This is a genomic window from Embleya hyalina, assembly GCF_003967355.1.
Classification (GTDB): Bacteria; Actinomycetota; Actinomycetes; order Streptomycetales; family Streptomycetaceae; genus Embleya; species Embleya hyalina.
This window is the reverse complement of sequence record NZ_BIFH01000014.1, coordinates 256,441-272,508: the sequence shown is the minus strand read 5'-3', so window position 1 is coordinate 272,508 and position 16,068 is coordinate 256,441. Positions and strand designations below refer to the sequence as shown.

Sequence of the window (16,068 nt, the reverse complement as noted above, 5' to 3'; positions counted from 1 at the left end):
TCTGCCGAGGAGCCCTCCTGGGTGGGTCGGCTAATTTCCGGCGCGCGTTGTGCCTTGGGTTGCCGGTGCGGGGCGGGCCAGAGTCGGAGGCGGGCCCCGCACCGGCCACCCCCAACCCAAAGCGCAACGCGTGCCGGAAGCATCCCAACGCACCCAGCAAGGCCCCCGGCGCACCGCACCCGACCGCTCGTCACCGCGCGGGCTGCACCGCATCGGGCCGGCCACTCGCCGAATCTGTCCGCCGCCGGGCCGCCCGGATGCAGGCCGCCGTCGGTGTCGCCCGCCTCCCCCATGACGCGAAGCGCCTGCCTTCTGCCGCCGTTGGGCCATCCACCGATCGGTGGATGGGGGTCCACCGGTGTGCGCGGTGGGTGCGGCTTGTCGGTGGATTCGGGGGTGGTCGCCCCGATCGCATCCTCGTAGGGGTCGGCACGAGGTCGGCCCGGAGTGCGGGGAGTGGTCGGCCACCATGGCGAATGTCGAAGCGGTACGCGTCGAGGGGTTGAGCAAGTCCTACCCCGGCAGGTCCGTCCTGCGGGACGTCTCCTTCGGTGTCGACGTCGGCGAGATCTTCGGTCTGGTCGGTCCCAACGGAGCCGGCAAGACCACGACCGTCGAGTGCGTGAGCGGGTTGCGCCGGCCCGACGGTGGCAGCGCACGCGTGCTCGGGCTCGACCCGCGGACGCAGCGCGACGAGGTGCGGCGCGTGCTCGGCGTGCAGCTGCAACAGAGCGCGCTGCCGGACAAGTTGCGGGTGGCCGAGGCGATCGAGCTGTACTCCGCCTGCCACCGCGCCCCGGTCGAGCCGGGCCCGCTGCTCACCCGGCTCGGCCTCGACGCGCACCTGCGCACCCCGTACGCCAAACTCTCCGGCGGCCTCCGGCAGCGGTTGTCCATCGCCCTCGCGCTGATCGGCGCGCCGCGCGTGGTGATCCTCGACGAACTCACCACCGGACTCGACCCGCAGGCCCGCCGGAACACCTGGTCGCTGGTGGAGGAGATCCGCGACGCGGGGGTGACGGTGCTCCTGGTCACCCACTTCATGGAGGAGGCCGAACGGCTCTGCGACCGCGTCGCGGTGCTCGACGGCGGCCGGATCGTCGCCCTCGACACCCCGCAAGCGTTGATCGAACGCGTCATCCGCCACCAGATCGTGCGCTTCCGCCCCCGAACCCCGCTCACCCCGGAGATGCGCGCCGACCTGGCCGCGCTCCCGCAGGTCCGGGAACTGACCGAGATCGACGACCGGATCGTGATCACCGGTGCCCCGGACGTGCTCACCGGCGTCACCGCGGTGCTCGCCCGCGCCGGCGTGATCGCCGAGAACCTGCGCGTGGACAGCCCCGACCTGGACGACGCCTACCTGGCGCTGACCGACACCGACACCGACAGCAACAGCGAGACCGGCACGGACGCAGCCACCGACACCGACGTCCGCCGCGTCGGCCGGCGCTGACCACCGTCCCGCCCCCCACTTCAACCCGGGAGCCCGCATGTCCACCGCGACCACCCCTGCCCCCATCACCCTCACCCCCCGCCGCCCCGCGCGCGGTCTCCTGTCCCAAGTCACCCGCACCGAACTGCGCCTGTTCCTGCGCGAACCCGTCGGCCTGTTGTGGGGCCTGCTCTTTCCCGTGGTGCTGCTCGTCGTGCTCGGCTCGATCCCGGGCACCCGCAAACACGGCGACGACCTCGACGGGCAGAGCGTCGTCGAGGCGTACGTCCCGATCCTGACCGCCTTCACCTTCGCGATGCTCGCGCTGAACGCGATGCCGCCGGCGCTGGCCGGCTACCGGGAGAAGGGTGTGCTGCGTCGGTTGTCCACCACGCCGCTGCCGCCGAGCCGGGTACTGGGCGCGCAGATCCTGATCCACGGCGCGGTCGCCACGCTGGCCACCGCCGTGATCACCCTGGTGGCCCGCTTCGCGTTCGGCGTGCATCTGCCGCGAGCGCCGTTCGCGTTCGTGGTCACCGTCGTCCTGACCGCCCTCGCGCTGTTCGCGATCGGGCTGTTCGTCTCCGCCGTCGCCGCCGACACCAAGGTCGCCAACGGCGCGGGGGCGGTGCTGTTCTTCGTGTCGATGTTCTTCGCCGGCCTGTGGCTGCCCCGCGCCAAGATGCCGGACACCCTGCGCACGATCGGCGACTGCACCCCGCTCGGCGCCGGCGTCCGGGCCCTGGGCGATGCGACCGCCGGTCACTGGCCGCACGGTTCCGCGTTCCCGGTCCTGGCCGGCTACGCCTTGGTCTTCGGCATCGCCTCGGCCCGCTGGTTCCGCTGGGAGTGACCCGGCCCCGGCGAACCCCGTTCGGGGCCGATGAGAGGATCCCGTGAGGATCCCGGTGGTGCATACCCCACCAGAACCCCAAAACCTCCGAGGCCCCAGCGAGGAAGGAACGATCGACGTGGCGACGGCGGACGGCACCCCCGGCCGGGTCGGCCCCGGGCACTCCGCTCTCCGGGACCGCACCGAGTGCGACGACGCGCGGATCGCCCGCTATCGCAGGTTCGCCCCGATCTTCCTCCTCGCCGCCTCGGTCGTTCTCGCCACCCTCAGCGTCGCGCACGGCTACGGCTCCGCCGGCGAGTACCGGGCCGCCCTGCTCCTGACCGTCGTGGCCGGCGCCTGGTCGTGGTGGATGGACAGCCGCCGGCCGATCGGCCCGGAGCGGCCGCGCCTGTTCCACCTCTACTTCTGGGTCAGGTGGGGACTGAGCGCAGTCCTGGTCGCGCTCAACCCCTGGTACGCGGTGTTCGCATTCCTCGGCTACGTGGACGCCCGCCGCTTCGGCTTCGGCCGGCTCGGCACGGTGGCCACCGTCGCCACCGCCGCGGTGATCACTCCGGCCCAGATGGGCGGACGTGCCGAGTTCACCGTCGGCAACCTCCCGCTCTACGTCTCGCTCACCGCGATCAACGCGATCATCGCGTCCGCGATCGTCCTGGTCGGCAACGCCGTGCAGGTGCAGAACGAGGAGCGCAAGCAGGTCATCAACGCGCTCGCCGACGCCAACGCGCGCCTGGAGACCGCGCTGCGGGAGAACACCGGCCTGCACGCGCAACTGCTCCACCAGGCCCGGGAGGCGGGTGTCCTGGCCGAGCGGCAGCGGTTGGCCGGCGAAATCCACGACACGATCGCGCAGGGCCTCGCGGGCATCGTCACCCAACTCGGCGCCGCGCACGAGCAGGCCCGCCGGCACGGCGGCGTACCGGCCGACTGGCAGCGGCACCTCGACCAGGCCCGCGACCTGGCCCGCGACGGCCTGCACGAGGCGCGCCGCTCGGTCGAGGCGTTGCGGCCCGCGCTGCTCGCGGAGCGGGTACATCTGCCGGAGGCGATCGCCGAGTTGGTCGCGCGCTGGTCCGAGAGCACCGGCACGCCGGCCGCCGCCGGGACCGACGGCGTCGCGCGGGCGCTTCCGGTGGACTGCGAGGTGGCCCTGTTCCGGGCCGCGCAGGAGGCGCTGGCCAACGTCGCGAAGCACGCCCACGCCACCCGCGTCGGCGTCTCGTTGACCTACCTGGACGACGTGGTCCTGCTCGACGTCCGCGACGACGGCGTCGGCCCGACCGCCACCGGCGACGCCCGGCTCGACCAAGACGGCGGCTACGGCCTGCACGCGATGCGCCACCGGGTGGCCGGGGTCGGCGGCACCGTCACCATCGAAGGCGCCCCCGGCGAGGGCACCACGGTCAACGTGTCCGTGCCGACCGGTCCGCCCGGCACCGCCCCCGGCACCACCCCGAAGGAGACGCCCGCATGACCGCCGCCGCCCACCCCGCCCCCGGCGAGGCCCCGATCCGCCTGTTGATCGTCGACGACCACCCGGTGGTCCGGGACGGCCTGCGCGGCATCTTCGCCGGCGACCCCGGCTTCGACGTGGTCGGCGAGGCGGGCGACGGCGCGGCGGCGGTCGACCGGGTCCGGGTGGGCGGGGTGGACGTGGTGCTGATGGACCTGCGGATGCCCCGGATGGGCGGCGTCGAGGCGATCCGGACCCTGCGCGAGGTAGCCCCGGACGTGCGCGTGTTGGTGCTGACGACGTACGACACCGACCGCGACGTACTGCCGGCGGTGGAGGCGGGGGCTACCGGCTACCTGCTCAAGGATGCACCGCGCGACGACCTGGTACGCGGGGTGCGGGCCGCGCACGCGGGGCAGGCGGTGCTCTCGCCGTCGGTGGCCGGCCTGGTGATGGGCCGGGTCCGCGCTCCCGAGCCGACCCCGGCGGTGCTCAGTCCGCGCGAGTCGGAGGTGCTGCGCCTGGTCGCCGGCGGCGCCACCAACCGGGAGGCCGCGGCGGCCCTGTTCGTCAGCGAGGCCACGGTCAAGACCCACCTGCTGCACCTGTACGGCAAGCTCGGCGTCCGCGACCGCGCCGCCGCGGTGGCCGAGGCCTACCGCCGCGGCCTGCTCGTCTGAGCCCTGCCCGCGTCCGTCCGGACCCTGCCCGTATCCGCCGGACCGGGCCCGGTCCTCGAACGCTGCGCCGTCCGGGCGACGCCGGGTGTACATCCGCGGCGGTACGACCACGCTCACCCCATGTCCGAGCCGCCCGAGTTGCCCGTCTACCCGCCCATGCTGGCCACTCCGGGCACGCTGCCGCCCGCGGCCGAGGACGAGCGCTGGGCCTATGAGACCAAACTCGACGGTCAACGCTGCCTCACCTACCTCCCGGGCGACGGGACGGTGTCGTTCCGGGCCCGTTCGGGTGCGGACATCACCGGGGCCTATCCGGAGTTGCGGGGGTTGCGGGACGTTCTGGGGGCCCGGCCGGCGATCCTGGACGGCGAGGTGGTCGCGCCGGATCGGCACGGGCACAGCGACTTCGAGCGGTTGCAGTCCCGGATGGGCCTGGTCGACCACCCTGCCGAGGCGGCCCGGATGCGCGACGTGGTGCCCGTCCGGCTGCTGCTCTTCGACGTGCTGTTCCTGGATCGGCGCACCACGGTGGACCGCCCGTATCTGGAGCGGCGCCGCCTGCTGGAGGGGCTCGACCTGCACGGATCGCACTGGTCGACGCCGACCGCGCTGATCGGACACGGCGAGACCGCCCTCGCGGCGACCCGGGAGGCGGGCCTGGAGGGGCTGGTGTGCAAGCGGCTGGAGTCGGTGTACACCCCCGGGGCGCGCTCGCCGGACTGGGTGAAGATCCGGCACGCACAGACCCTGGACGTGGTCGTGGGCGGCTGGGTGCCCGGGCGCGGCCGGCTGTCCGACCTGCCCGGCGCGCTGCTCGTGGGGGTACGCGAGGCCGGCCTGCTGCGCTTCGTCGGCGCGGTCGGGTCCGGCTTCGCCGATCGGGAGCGGACCGTGCTCGGCGAGCTGTTGCGGGTGTCCGCGATCGACGAGTGCCCGTTCACCCCGGAGCCGACCCTGGTCGACGCCCGCTGGGTACTGCCCCGCCTGGTCGGCGAGGTCCGCTACGCCACCCGCACCCGCGCGGGCCTGCTCCGCCACCCGGTCTGGCACCGCCTACGCCCGGACCTGGCCGAGGACTGAGCGCGCGACGCGGCCCCGGCACCGTTACGGCAGCCGCCCCGTGGTCCGCGCCGCCAACAGCGGCGCGAAGCCGTCGCCGTCCCGGGCCACTCGTTCCAGCACCTCGGCGGGGCCGAAGCCCAGTTCCGCGGCCGAGTCGATCTCGGCCCAGGTCACCGGGGCGGACACGGTCGGCTCCGGGCCGGCTCGCAGGGTGTACGGCGCGGCGGTGGTCTTGGCGGAGGCGTTCTGGCTCCAGTCCACGAAGACCCGCCCGGCCCGCAGGTTCTTGGCCATCCGGTGCACGACCAGCTCGGGCCGCTCCCGTTCCAGACGTTGTGCGAGCGCCTTCGCGTAGGCGCTCGTCGCCGCCTCCGGGGTCGGCTCCAGCGCCGCGTACAGGTGCAGGCCCTTGCTCCCGGACGTCTTGACCACGCAGGTCAGCCCGTCCTCGGCGAGCACGTCCCGGGCCAGCAGCGCGACCTCGCGGCACTCGGCCATCCCCGCGCCGGGACCCGGGTCCAGATCGAGGACCAGCCGGTCGTGCGCGTCCGGGTCGGTACCCCACTGCGGCACGTGGATCTCGATCGCCGCCAGGTTGGCCGCCCACATCAGCGTGGCCAGGGAGTCGACGTCGACCTGCCGCCTGGTCTCCTCGTGCCCGACCACCTCGATCGTGCTCACCCACTCGGGCGCACCGGGTGGCACGTGCTTGGCGTAGAACCGGGTCCCGCCCTCGACACCGTCGGGGAGGCGGATGAACGAGGCGGCGCGTCCGGCGACGTGCGGAAGCAGCACCGGGGCCACCTTCGCGTAGTACTCCAGCGCCTGGCCCTTGGTGTACCCGGTCTCGGGCCACCAGACCTTGTCCAGGTGGGTGAGGGTCAGGGTGCGTCCGTCGACTGTCGTGGCGATGCGGTCCGGCATACGGTAAAGGTCCCCTCATGCCCGTTTTCGATGCATTTTGTGGCACATCGAAGCAAAACGCACAGCGGCGGCCATGCCCGCCCCGCGATTCTGGAGAGCCGATGCGCAGCAGTTGGAAAGGCGCGATCACGTTCGGACTGGTGAGCATCCCGGTCCAACTCTTCCCCGCCACCGAGGAACACAACGTGTCCCTGCACCAGGTGCACGAGACGGACGGCGGCCGGATCCGGCTCAAGCGCTACTGCGAGTTGGAGGAGCGCGAGGTCCCGTACAAGGAGATCGCCAAGGCGTACCAGGCGCCCGACGGCCGGCAGGCGGTGCTCACCGACGCCGACATGGCGGAATTGCCGCTGCCCAGCAAGAAGGTCATCGACGTGCTCGCGTTCGTGGCCGACGACGAGATCGATCCGCTGATGCTCTCGAAGGCGTACTACCTCCAGACCGCGACCCCGGCCGCGGCCAAGCCGTACGTCCTGCTGCGCGAGGCGCTGACCAAGGCCGGCAAGTCCGCCGTCACCAAGATCACCCTGCGCACCCGGGAGAGCCTGGCCCTGCTGCGGGTGCACGACGACATCCTGATCCTGCAGACCATGTTGTGGCCGGACGAGGTGCGCGCGGCGGACGGACTGGCCCCCGAGGGCACCTTCGACATCCGGCCGCAGGAGTTGAAGATGGCCACCTCGCTGATGGACACACTGAGCGAGGACTTCGACATCCAGTCCCTGCACGACGACTACAAGGAGGCCCTCGACTCGCTGGTGGTCGCCCGCCTGGAGGGCACCGAACCGGTCGAGGCGGGCGAGGAGGGCGCCGCGACACCGGACAACGTCGTCGACCTGATGGCGGCGCTCACCGCGAGCGTCGAGGCGGCCAACCGGAGCCACGGCCGGGCCCCCGCGAAGAAGGGCACGGCCCGCAAGTCGGCCGCGAAGAAGACGTCGGCGGGGGGCTCGTCCGGGAAGGGCAAGTCGGCGTCGACCGCGAAGAAGGCCGCCGCCAAGAAGACCACCCGCAAACGCACCAGCGCCTGACCGGCGCCCGCCCGGGACACCCCACACCACGGAACCCGGCACCCGACACCCGGCACCCGGCGAGCCGCGACGCCGGCGGGTGCGCTCAGGCCGTGGGGAACGCCGCGATCCGCTCCGCCAGGGACACCGGCTCCTCGGCGATGCCGTCGGCCGAACCGCTCGCCAGACGCGCGCACACCCCTCGACAGGCGAAGGTCTGCCGCTCCTCGACGTGGCCGACCGGTACCGCGTCGGGCGCCGGCTTGTCGGCGGGGGCGCGCAGATCGTGGCCGCACATCGTGCAGGCCAGGCCGTAGGTCATCTCGACCGTGGGGCGGGGGCTTCGGCGGTGTCCCGCGATCGAGTGCTGTGAGTACATGCGTTCGAATCCTCCGGTCGGCCTGGTGCTCGAATGCCCGAACCGCCGCGGACGGCGCCATCACGGACAAACGGCATACGAGGTGCCCTCGGTCTCCTCAAAGTACTCCCCCCGTTCGCCCACCCGGACCCCTACGCGGAATCGTTTCGACATCGGATCCGGATCGCCGCGACCGACCCGCGCGGCGCTACGAGTCGCCGGCCGCGGGTGCCCCGTCGCGCGGCTCGGCCGCCACCCGGGCGCCGATCTCCCGCACCACGGCCGCGAGCAGATCGATATCGGCCGCCGACGTCCGCCAATTCACGATCGCCGGGCGCAGCGCCACCCGCCCCCGGTACACGGTGGTGCCCACGTACACCCGGCCGTCCGCGTTCAACTCGGCCCCGAGGCGCCGGTTCAACGCGTCCAGTTCGGCCTCGGTGCGCGCGTCCGGGCCCGACTCGGCCGGTCGGTACCGGAAGCACACCACGCACAGCCTCACCGGTGCGAGCAGTTCCAACTCGGGTGCCTCCTCGACCAACTCGCCGAGTCGGCGGGCGAGGTCGTGGTGGCGTTCGATCATCTCCCGGTAGCCGGACCGGCCGTAGGCGCGCAGCGTGGCCCAGATCGGCAACGCCCGGGCGCGGCGCGAGGATTCGGGCCCGAGCCGGTTGTAGTCGAGATGCGTGTCCCCGGCCTCCGGCAGGTAGGGGGCGTTCCAGGACCCGAACGCCCGGCCGAGCATCTCGGCGTCGCGCACGAACACGAAGCCGCTCTCGTACGGCACGTTCAGCCACTTGTGCCCGTCCGCGGCCACCGAGTGCGCCCGCTCGACGCCGTGCACCAGGTGGGCCAGTCGGGGCGAGACGCCGGCGAACAGCCCGAAGGCGCCGTCCACATGCAGCCAGGCGCCGTAGCGTCGGGCCAGGTCGGCGAGCGCGTCGATCGGGTCGAAGTCGCCGGTGTTCACCTCGCCCGCCGAGGCGATCAGCACCGCGGGCCCGTCGATCTCGATCAGCGCCCGCTCCATCGCGTCGATGTCCACCCGACCGGCGTCGTCGCGCGCGCAGATCCGGATCGTGTCCCGCCCACAGCCCAGGATCTGCAGTGCCTTGCGATTGCTGGGATGTACGTAGCCGCTCGCGAGGACCGGCATGGTCGGCAACCCGGCCAGCCCGTCGGCGGCGACGTCCACGCCGTGCCGCGCGGCCCACCAGTGGCGCGCGCAGGCGAGCGCGGTGAGGTTGGCGAAGGTGGCGCTGGGCGTGAGTACTCCGCCGTACGTGTCGGGCAACCCGAACAGGTCCTTGAGCCAACCGAGCACCACCGTCTCGGCCTCGGTCGCCAGCGGCGACCCGATCCACAGGCCCGCCGGCTGGTCGAGCAGCCCGGTCACCCAGTCGCCGGCCTGCGCGGCGGGGGTGGCCCCGCCCACGACGAGGTGGAAGAACCGGGGTCCCGAGGACTGGATCGCACCGCGCGTACCGATGTCGAGCAGTTCCTCGATACTGGCCAGGGTGCCGTCGCCGCGCTCGGGCAGCGGCCCGCCCAGCCGGTCGAACACCACGTCGGCGGCCGGATCACGGACCGGCAAGTCGGGCAGCGCCTCCAGGTAGCGTCCGGCGGCCCCGGCCACCAGGTCGAGGGCGGGTCGGGCGAGGTCACGTTCGTGGAGGGGGTCAGCCATCCGAGCAGGGGATCACGACCGGCCCGCCCGCGTCGAGTATTTCTCGCCCCGGAACGGCTTTTGACGGTCCATCAGGATCACGGCACGGGCGTGGTGCGGCGCGGCCCGGGGAAAGTCCCCTCTCGGGAACGGATCACCCCCACCGGGAGGAAGCGTGGCGACCGAGATCGAGCTGACCCACCACCGCGGCGGTGACCTCGACGAGATCCGGAAGGTGCTGCTCGACGTCTACGCCGAGGTGTACGCGGCCGAGTTGGCGCAGCCGTTCCAGTCGGTGGACACCTTCGCCGAACGGCTGGCCGCGTACGCCGCCTCGCCGGGGTTCGAGTGTGTGGTCGGGTGGAGTCGGGACATCCCGGTCGGCTACGCGTTCGGCTACACCCTCCAGCCCGGCGCGCGCTGGTGGATCGGGCTGACCGAGCCGGTGCCGGCGGTGGACATCGAGGAGGACGGACGGCGTACCTTCGCGCTCAACGAGTTGATGGTGCGCGAACCGTGGCGGGGCTCGGGCGCGGCGCGGGCGATCCACGACCGGCTGCTGTCCGCCCGCACCGAGCAGCGGGTGACGCTGTTGGTCGACCCGAGCCACCCCAGGGTGTTGGCCCTGTACGAACGCTGGGGCTACCACGTGCTCTGCGACCTGCGCCCGGCCTGGCCGAACGCGCCGCTGCTGACCGTGCTCCTGCTCGATCGCCCCTGAGCGGCCACCGGGCGGCGTTTCGCACCCGGGTCACCGCGACCGACGTCGCGGCGGTGGAGGCCTGTGCCGCACGGCCGGGCCGGCCCCGGCCGGAAAGAAACCTTGCCTCTGTTCAGTTTCGGCGCGCGTACATAGTGTTCGCGCCATGAGTGACGCGACCGCGAACAAGCGGCTGATCGAACAGTTCTGGCAGGACCTGTACGCCCGGGATTTCGCCAAGGTCGCGGCCTGCTTCGCCGCCGACGGCCACTACACGGACGTCGCCGCGCCCGGGCCCGGCGCGACCGGCCCGGTGGCGATCGAGGCCCGACTGCGACTCGGCCTGGACATGCTCACCGGCTACATCCACCACCACAAGAGCACCGTCGCCGAGGGCAACCTCGTGGTGACCGAGCACGCCGAGGAGTGGCACTGGAAGACCGGCGAGCGGGTGGTGCTGCCGTTCGTGTCCGTGCACGAGTTCCGCGACGGACTGATCGTGCGCTGGCACGACTACTGGGACTTCGGCACGCTCATGAACGCCGCACCGCAGTGGTGGCTGGAGCACGTCGCCCAGGGCTACGCGCAGGGCGCCTGACGCCGGGGCGGGCCCGCGAGGCACACGAGCCGAGCCCGACCGCACCGACCGCCCACCCGCCACGCCCCAACCGCCGTGCGACCGCCGGACCACCCGACCTTGTGAAAATTGGCCCACGTGTCGGCACGACGTAGAGTTCCGCCGGGGTTTTGTGGCACCGGCGAGCACAGGAAACGGCAACGGCGATGACAGCGAGTAGCGAGATTCAGGCGGATACGGGCGTGGCGGAGGGGATCGACCCCGCGCGTATGGAGTTGTGCCTGAGCGTGCTCGCCGAGGTGGAGGACCTCGACGTCGAGCACCCGGACGCGGTGCGGATCCGTCGGGCCACGGCCGCGATCTACAAGAGCGTCAAGGAGCGCCGCCGCAAGGAGCGTCGGGACCGGGTGCTCGCCAACGACGAGGCGGTCACCGCCGCGACCGCGACCGGCGCGCCGGGGCGAATCGACGACGAGACGCTGGGGATCGCGCTGACCACGGTCACCACCACCGAGATCGCCGGTGTCCTGGAGCGCGCGCGGGCCTGCTACATCTGCAAGAAGCGCTACCGCGAGGTGGACGCGTTCTACCACCAGCTGTGTCCGGAGTGCGCCGCGTTCAACCGGGCCCGCCGCGACCAGCGCACCGACCTGACCGGCCGCCGGGCGCTGCTCACCGGCGGCCGGGCCAAGATCGGCATGTACATCGCGCTGCGCCTGCTGCGCGACGGCGCGCACACCACGATCACCACCCGCTTCCCCAACGACGCGATCCGCCGCTTCGCCGCGATGCCGGACAGCGCCGACTGGCTGCACCGGCTCAAGATCGCCGGGATAGACCTGCGCGACCCGGCCCAGGTGGTCGCGCTGGCCGATTCGGTGGCCGAGGCGGGGCCGCTGGACATCCTGATCAACAACGCCGCGCAGACGGTACGCCGGACCCCGCAGGCGTACGCGGCCCTGGCCGCCGCCGAGGCCGCGCCGCTGCCCGCCGGCGAGTTGCCGGAGATGGTGTCGTTCGGCCACGTCGGCGGCAGCGGCCATGTACTGCTGCCCGGCCAGTCCCGCGGCGACGACCAGGCGCTGACCCCGCAGGCGCTCACCGCGCTCGCGCTGACCAGCGGCTCGGCCTCGCCCGCCCGGATCGAGACCGGCACGGCGATCGACGCCGGCGGCCTGGTCCCCGACCTGGACCCGGTCAACAGCTGGGTGCAGCGCGTGCACGAGGTGGACCCGGTCGAGCTGCTCGAAGTGCAACTCTGCAACGTGACCGCGCCGTTCGTCCTGGTCAGCCGGCTGCGTCCGGCGATGGCGGCGGCGAAGGCGCGCCGGAAGTACGTGGTCAACGTGTCCGCGATGGAGGGCCAGTTCAGCCGCGGCTACAAGGGCCCCGGCCACCCGCACACCAACATGGCCAAGGCAGCGTTGAACATGCTGACCCGCACCAGCGCCGAGGAGATGTTGTCCGACGGCATCCTGATGACCGCCGTGGACACCGGCTGGATCACCGACGAGCGCCCGCACCCGCAGAAGATGCGTCTGGCCGACGAGGGCTTCCACGCGCCGCTCGACCTGGTCGACGGCGCGGCCCGGGTCTACGACCCGATCGTGCGCGGCGAGGCCGGCGAGGACCTGTACGGCTGCTTCCTCAAGGACTACGCGCCGGCCGCCTGGTAGGCCGCCGACCTGCGCTTTTCGGCCCCGGCGAGGATTCTCGCCGGGGCCGTTCCGGGTCCGGTCGGGATCCGTCGAAAAAAACTTTCCCGACCGTTGAACCCTCTTCGACCCCTCCCCCGTACTGCTGGATGTCGACGCACCACCGACCGGCAGCGCACCGGTCGACCGCCCGGGAACGGATCCGACTTCTTCCGTTCCCCGTATGGCAGTTCGACTCATTCATCGATCTTTTCCGGGGGTTCACCATGTCTGTCTTCAGCACGCGCGGCCTCGCCGCGGTCGCCATCGCCGGTGCGCTCGGGCTCGGTCTGTCCGCCTGTGGCAGCGACTCGAAGAGCGACACGTCCACCGGCACCACCCCGCCGGCCGCCACGCAGCCGGCGCAGTCCGCACCGAGCGCGCCCGGCACCGCCGGTACGCCCGGGACCGCGAACGGTGGCAAGGCCGTCCTGAAGGCCGGCACCGACGCCAAACTCGGCCCGATCGTGACCGACGGCAACGGATTCACCCTGTACCGCTTCGACAAGGACACCGCCAAGCCGTCCAAGTCGAACTGCGACGGCGCCTGCGCCACCCAGTGGCCCCCGGTCACCGCCACCGGCGGTGTCACCGTGACCGGCGTCGACCAGTCCGCGGTCGGCAGCGTCACCCGCAGCGACGGCAGCACCCAGGTCACCATCGCCGGCTGGCCGGTGTACCGCTTCGCGCCCGACACCAAGCCCGGCGACACCAAGGGCCAGGGCGTGAACGGGACTTGGTTCGCGGTGACCCCCGACGGCAAGAAGGCGGGCGCGGCCGCGACCGGCGCACCGCAGACGAGCAAGGCGCCGACCACGAGCGGTGGCGGCTACGGCTACTGATCGACCCGAGCGGTGCGGACCGACGTCCGCCCGCACCGCTCATCAGGCACGCGCCACACGCGTTACGCACGCATCCAACCGACCAAACCCAGTCTTCGGGGAGACTCGCCATGTCCGCACGCAGGTATCCGCTGCCCGCACTCGCCCTCGCCGCCGGTCTCGTGTTCGCCGTCGCCGGCTGCTCGTCCTCGGACACCGGATCGGGTGCCACGCGCCCCGATCCGGCCGCCGCGGCCAAGGGCGCCAACGATCCCGGTACGGTCGGCCACGGCGCCGACCACGCCGGCGCCGTGCCCGCCTCCGACCTGACCACGACCGGCGCCGCCGAGCCCGCGGCCGGCGAGGAGACGTTCTTCGCCGCGGGCCTGACCGGGGCCAACGAGGTTCCCGGCGGCAACGCGCGGGTCGGCGACCCCGACGGCAAGGGCACGGCGCTGGTCCGGATCAAGGGCGACCAGGTGTCGTTCGGCATCCGGTGGGAGGGCATCGGCGCGCCCACCGCGGCCCACCTGCACCTGGGCGACAAGGGGCGGAACGGCGAGGTGAAGGTGCCCTTCTTCGCGTCGCCGCTGCCCGACTCGGCGACCGCGGTCACCGGCGCCGTCAAGGTCACCGACGCGGGGCTGCTCGACCGGATCAAGAGCGACCCGGCGAGCGTGTACTTCAACGTGCACACCGGCGAGTTCCCCGGCGGCGCGGTACGCGGGCAGTTGGTCAAGCTGGCCCGACCGGCCGACGTGAACAGTGTGCTCAAGACCGGCACGCTGCCCGCCGAGGCGACCGGCAAGCAGGAGGTGCCGAACGCCGAGGGCAAGAAGACCGCCGACCCGGACGGTCGGGCCGACACCTCGATCCGCCCGTGGGGCAACTGCATCGACTGGTCGTTCGGCTGGACCGGCATCGCCCCGCCCACGCTCGGCCACCTGCATCGGGCGGCGGCCGGGGCCAACGGCGACGTGGTCGCGCCGCTGTTCGACGCGAAGGCCGGGCTGCCGCAGTCGGTGACGGGACTGGCCGGCACCGTCGAGGGCATCGACCCGGCGCTGGTGGAACGGATCAACGCGACGCCGGCGAACTACTACACCAACCTGCACACGGGCGAGTTCCCGGGCGGCGCGGTGCGCGGGCAGCTCTCCCGAAAGGTCACCCCGAAGTCGCCGGCGCTGAACCTGTCGGTGGTCGCGGGCAAGCAGATCTACCAGTGCACGGCCAAGGACGGCGGCACCGCGTTCACCCAGCTCGACGTCGCCGCCAAGCTCCAGGGCGACCTCAAGCACACGTTCGTGACCCCGACGGCCGGCCCGCCGCAGTGGGTCGCGCCCGACGGCAGCGCGGTCACCGGCGCGGTGGCGAGCAAACTGCCCAACGGCGACGGCAACATCCCCGAGCTGGTGCTGAACGCGACGCAGACCGGCAGGCCGGACGCGCTGCTCTCCGCGACCACGCAGGTATTGCGCCTGAACACCCGGGGCGGTGTGGCACCGACGGGTTCGTGCGACCCGGCCGCCCGGCCGACGGCGGAGGTGCCGTACCAGGCGGACTACCTGTTCCTGGGCTGAGTCGAACTCCCCTCCCCCGAGGGTGAGTCACCGGCCCGCACCATCCCGAAGGGCCGCGCGTCGACCCCCACGCGCGGCCCTTCGGCACGTCCGCGTCCGGTCACCGCGTCCGGTTACCGCGGTCGCCCGCCCCGGCCGCTCGGTCCGGCCGACGACCCCGCCCGCTCACTCCGGCAGCGCGACGACCATCTTCCCGATGTTCTCCCCGCGCAGCATGCCGAGCAGCGCGGACAGGTTGTTCTCGATCCCCTCGACCACCGTCTCGCGATACTTGAGTTCGCCGTTCCGCAGCCAGCCGCCGACCTCGGTCAGGAACTCGTCGCGCCGGCCGAAGGAGTCGGTCACGATGAAACCCTGCAGCCGCAGCCGCTTGCCGATCGACAACGCGAGGTTGCGCGGCGCGGGCGTCGGCTCGGTGGCGTTGTACTGCGCGATCGCGCCGCACATCGCGACCCGGCCGTGCGTGCGCAGCGCGCCGATCGCGGCCTCGAGGTGCTCGCCCCCGACGTTGTCGAAGTAGACGTCGATGCCCTCGGGCGCGGCCAGGGCCAACTGCTCCGCGACCGGCCCGTCCTTGTAGTCGAACGCCTCGTCGAAGCCGTACTCGTCCACGAGCAGGGTGACCTTGTCCGCCGAACCCGCGCTGCCGATCACCCGCGAGGCACCCTTGAGCCGGGCGATCTGGCCGACCTGACTGCCCACCGCGCCGGCCGCGCCGGAGACGAACACCGCGTCGCCCTCGCGGAAGGACGCGATGTCGAGCAGGCCCGCCCAGGCGGTCAGGCCGGGCATTCCCAGCACGCCGAGGTAGGCGGACAGCGGGGCGAGGTCGGGGTCCACCTTGACCGCCCCGGCCCCCCGGCCCTCGACCACCGAGTACTCGCGCCACCCGAGCCAGTGCTGCACGTCGTCACCGACCGCGAAGGCGTCCGACCGGGACGCGACGACCCGGCCCACCGCGCCGCCCTGCATGGGCTGGTTCAGCGCGAAGGGCGGGGTGTACGACGCGACGTCGTTCATCCGCCCGCGCATCGCCGGGTCGACGGACAGGAACAGGTTGCGGACCAGGATCTGTCCGTCCGCGAGCTCCGGGATCTCGACCTCGCGCAGCGCGAAGTCCTCCTCCTTCGGCCAGCCCTTCGGGCGGGCGAGGATGTGCCATTCGCGACTGGTGGTGGGAGTCATCTCGGGTGGCCTCTCTCTGACGTGCGGAACGAGGTGCGGGACGAGGTGGGGAACGGACCGGCGGAAC

At 72.6% G+C, this 16,068-nt stretch carries 15 protein-coding genes; 11 read left to right on the top strand and 4 right to left on the bottom strand.

The window, feature by feature from the left end; all coding sequences use genetic code 11:
* Positions 1-469: 469 nt before the first annotated feature.
* The 5 genes from EMA17_RS05585 (at position 470) to EMA17_RS05565 (ending at position 5,504) form a co-directional block, all read left to right on the top strand.
* Entirely contained in the window at positions 470-1,456 is a 987-nt protein-coding gene (locus EMA17_RS05585) for an ABC transporter ATP-binding protein (protein WP_126635783.1), read from the top strand.
* 37 nt (positions 1,457-1,493) lie between these two features.
* On the top strand, positions 1,494-2,288 hold the full coding sequence (locus EMA17_RS05580; RefSeq protein ID WP_126635782.1) for an ABC transporter permease: 795 nt from the start codon (positions 1,494-1,496) through the stop codon (positions 2,286-2,288).
* 118 nt (positions 2,289-2,406) lie between these two features.
* On the top strand, positions 2,407-3,765 hold the full coding sequence (locus EMA17_RS05575) for a sensor histidine kinase (protein WP_218042667.1): 1,359 nt from the start codon (positions 2,407-2,409) through the stop codon (positions 3,763-3,765).
* A complete protein-coding gene (locus tag EMA17_RS05570; protein WP_126635781.1) occupies positions 3,762-4,424 on the top strand; it encodes a response regulator in 663 nt (220 codons plus the stop codon). The genes EMA17_RS05575 and EMA17_RS05570 overlap by 4 nt, the downstream gene beginning before the upstream one ends.
* A 120-nt stretch (positions 4,425-4,544) precedes the next feature.
* Entirely contained in the window at positions 4,545-5,504 is a 960-nt protein-coding gene (locus tag EMA17_RS05565) for an ATP-dependent DNA ligase (protein ID WP_126635780.1), read from the top strand.
* A 24-nt stretch (positions 5,505-5,528) separates the two neighbouring features.
* Here the strand turns inward: EMA17_RS05565 and ligD are convergent, their stop codons facing one another.
* Positions 5,529-6,410, bottom strand: coding sequence for a non-homologous end-joining DNA ligase (gene ligD, locus EMA17_RS05560; RefSeq protein WP_126635779.1), 882 nt, complete (start codon positions 6,408-6,410; stop codon positions 5,529-5,531).
* Between the two features lie 101 nt (positions 6,411-6,511).
* Between ligD and ku the strand changes: the two genes are divergently transcribed.
* Positions 6,512-7,441, top strand: coding sequence for a non-homologous end joining protein Ku (ku, locus tag EMA17_RS05555; protein ID WP_126635778.1), 930 nt, complete (start codon positions 6,512-6,514; stop codon positions 7,439-7,441).
* Positions 7,442-7,526: 85 nt separating this feature from the next.
* Here the strand turns inward: ku and EMA17_RS05550 are convergent, their stop codons facing one another.
* Both EMA17_RS05550 and EMA17_RS05545 read right to left on the bottom strand, forming a co-directional pair.
* Positions 7,527-7,799, bottom strand: a complete 273-nt coding sequence (locus EMA17_RS05550) for a hypothetical protein (protein ID WP_126635777.1) — start codon at positions 7,797-7,799, stop codon at positions 7,527-7,529.
* 187 nt (positions 7,800-7,986) lie between these two features.
* Complete coding sequence (locus EMA17_RS05545; protein WP_126635776.1) at positions 7,987-9,465, bottom strand: pyridoxal phosphate-dependent decarboxylase family protein; 1,479 nt, start codon at positions 9,463-9,465, stop codon at positions 7,987-7,989.
* Positions 9,466-9,619: 154 nt separating this feature from the next.
* On the opposite strand from EMA17_RS05545, the gene EMA17_RS05540 reads away from it, so the two are divergent.
* The 5 genes from EMA17_RS05540 (at position 9,620) to EMA17_RS05520 (ending at position 14,816) form a co-directional block, all read left to right on the top strand.
* Positions 9,620-10,165 (top strand): GNAT family N-acetyltransferase, encoded by a 546-nt coding sequence (locus EMA17_RS05540; RefSeq protein WP_246126464.1) that lies wholly within the window; start codon positions 9,620-9,622, stop codon positions 10,163-10,165.
* 145 nt (positions 10,166-10,310) lie between these two features.
* Positions 10,311-10,742, top strand: coding sequence for a nuclear transport factor 2 family protein (locus EMA17_RS05535; RefSeq protein WP_126635775.1), 432 nt, complete (start codon positions 10,311-10,313; stop codon positions 10,740-10,742).
* Between the two features lie 185 nt (positions 10,743-10,927).
* Positions 10,928-12,397, top strand: a complete 1,470-nt coding sequence (locus EMA17_RS05530; protein WP_126635774.1) for an SDR family NAD(P)-dependent oxidoreductase — start codon at positions 10,928-10,930, stop codon at positions 12,395-12,397.
* 245 nt (positions 12,398-12,642) lie between these two features.
* Positions 12,643-13,257: a hypothetical protein gene (locus EMA17_RS05525; RefSeq protein WP_126635773.1), complete on the top strand. Its 615-nt coding sequence runs from the start codon at positions 12,643-12,645 to the stop codon at positions 13,255-13,257.
* A 110-nt stretch (positions 13,258-13,367) separates the two neighbouring features.
* The gene (locus tag EMA17_RS05520; RefSeq protein ID WP_126635772.1) at positions 13,368-14,816 is read left to right on the top strand and encodes a CHRD domain-containing protein; all 1,449 of its coding nucleotides are present in this window, start codon (positions 13,368-13,370) and stop codon (positions 14,814-14,816) included.
* Positions 14,817-14,981: 165 nt separating this feature from the next.
* Here EMA17_RS05520 and EMA17_RS05515 read toward each other — a convergent pair whose 3' ends face one another.
* Positions 14,982-16,001: an NADP-dependent oxidoreductase gene (locus EMA17_RS05515; protein ID WP_126635771.1), complete on the bottom strand. Its 1,020-nt coding sequence runs from the start codon at positions 15,999-16,001 to the stop codon at positions 14,982-14,984.
* Positions 16,002-16,068: the final 67 nt, after the last annotated feature.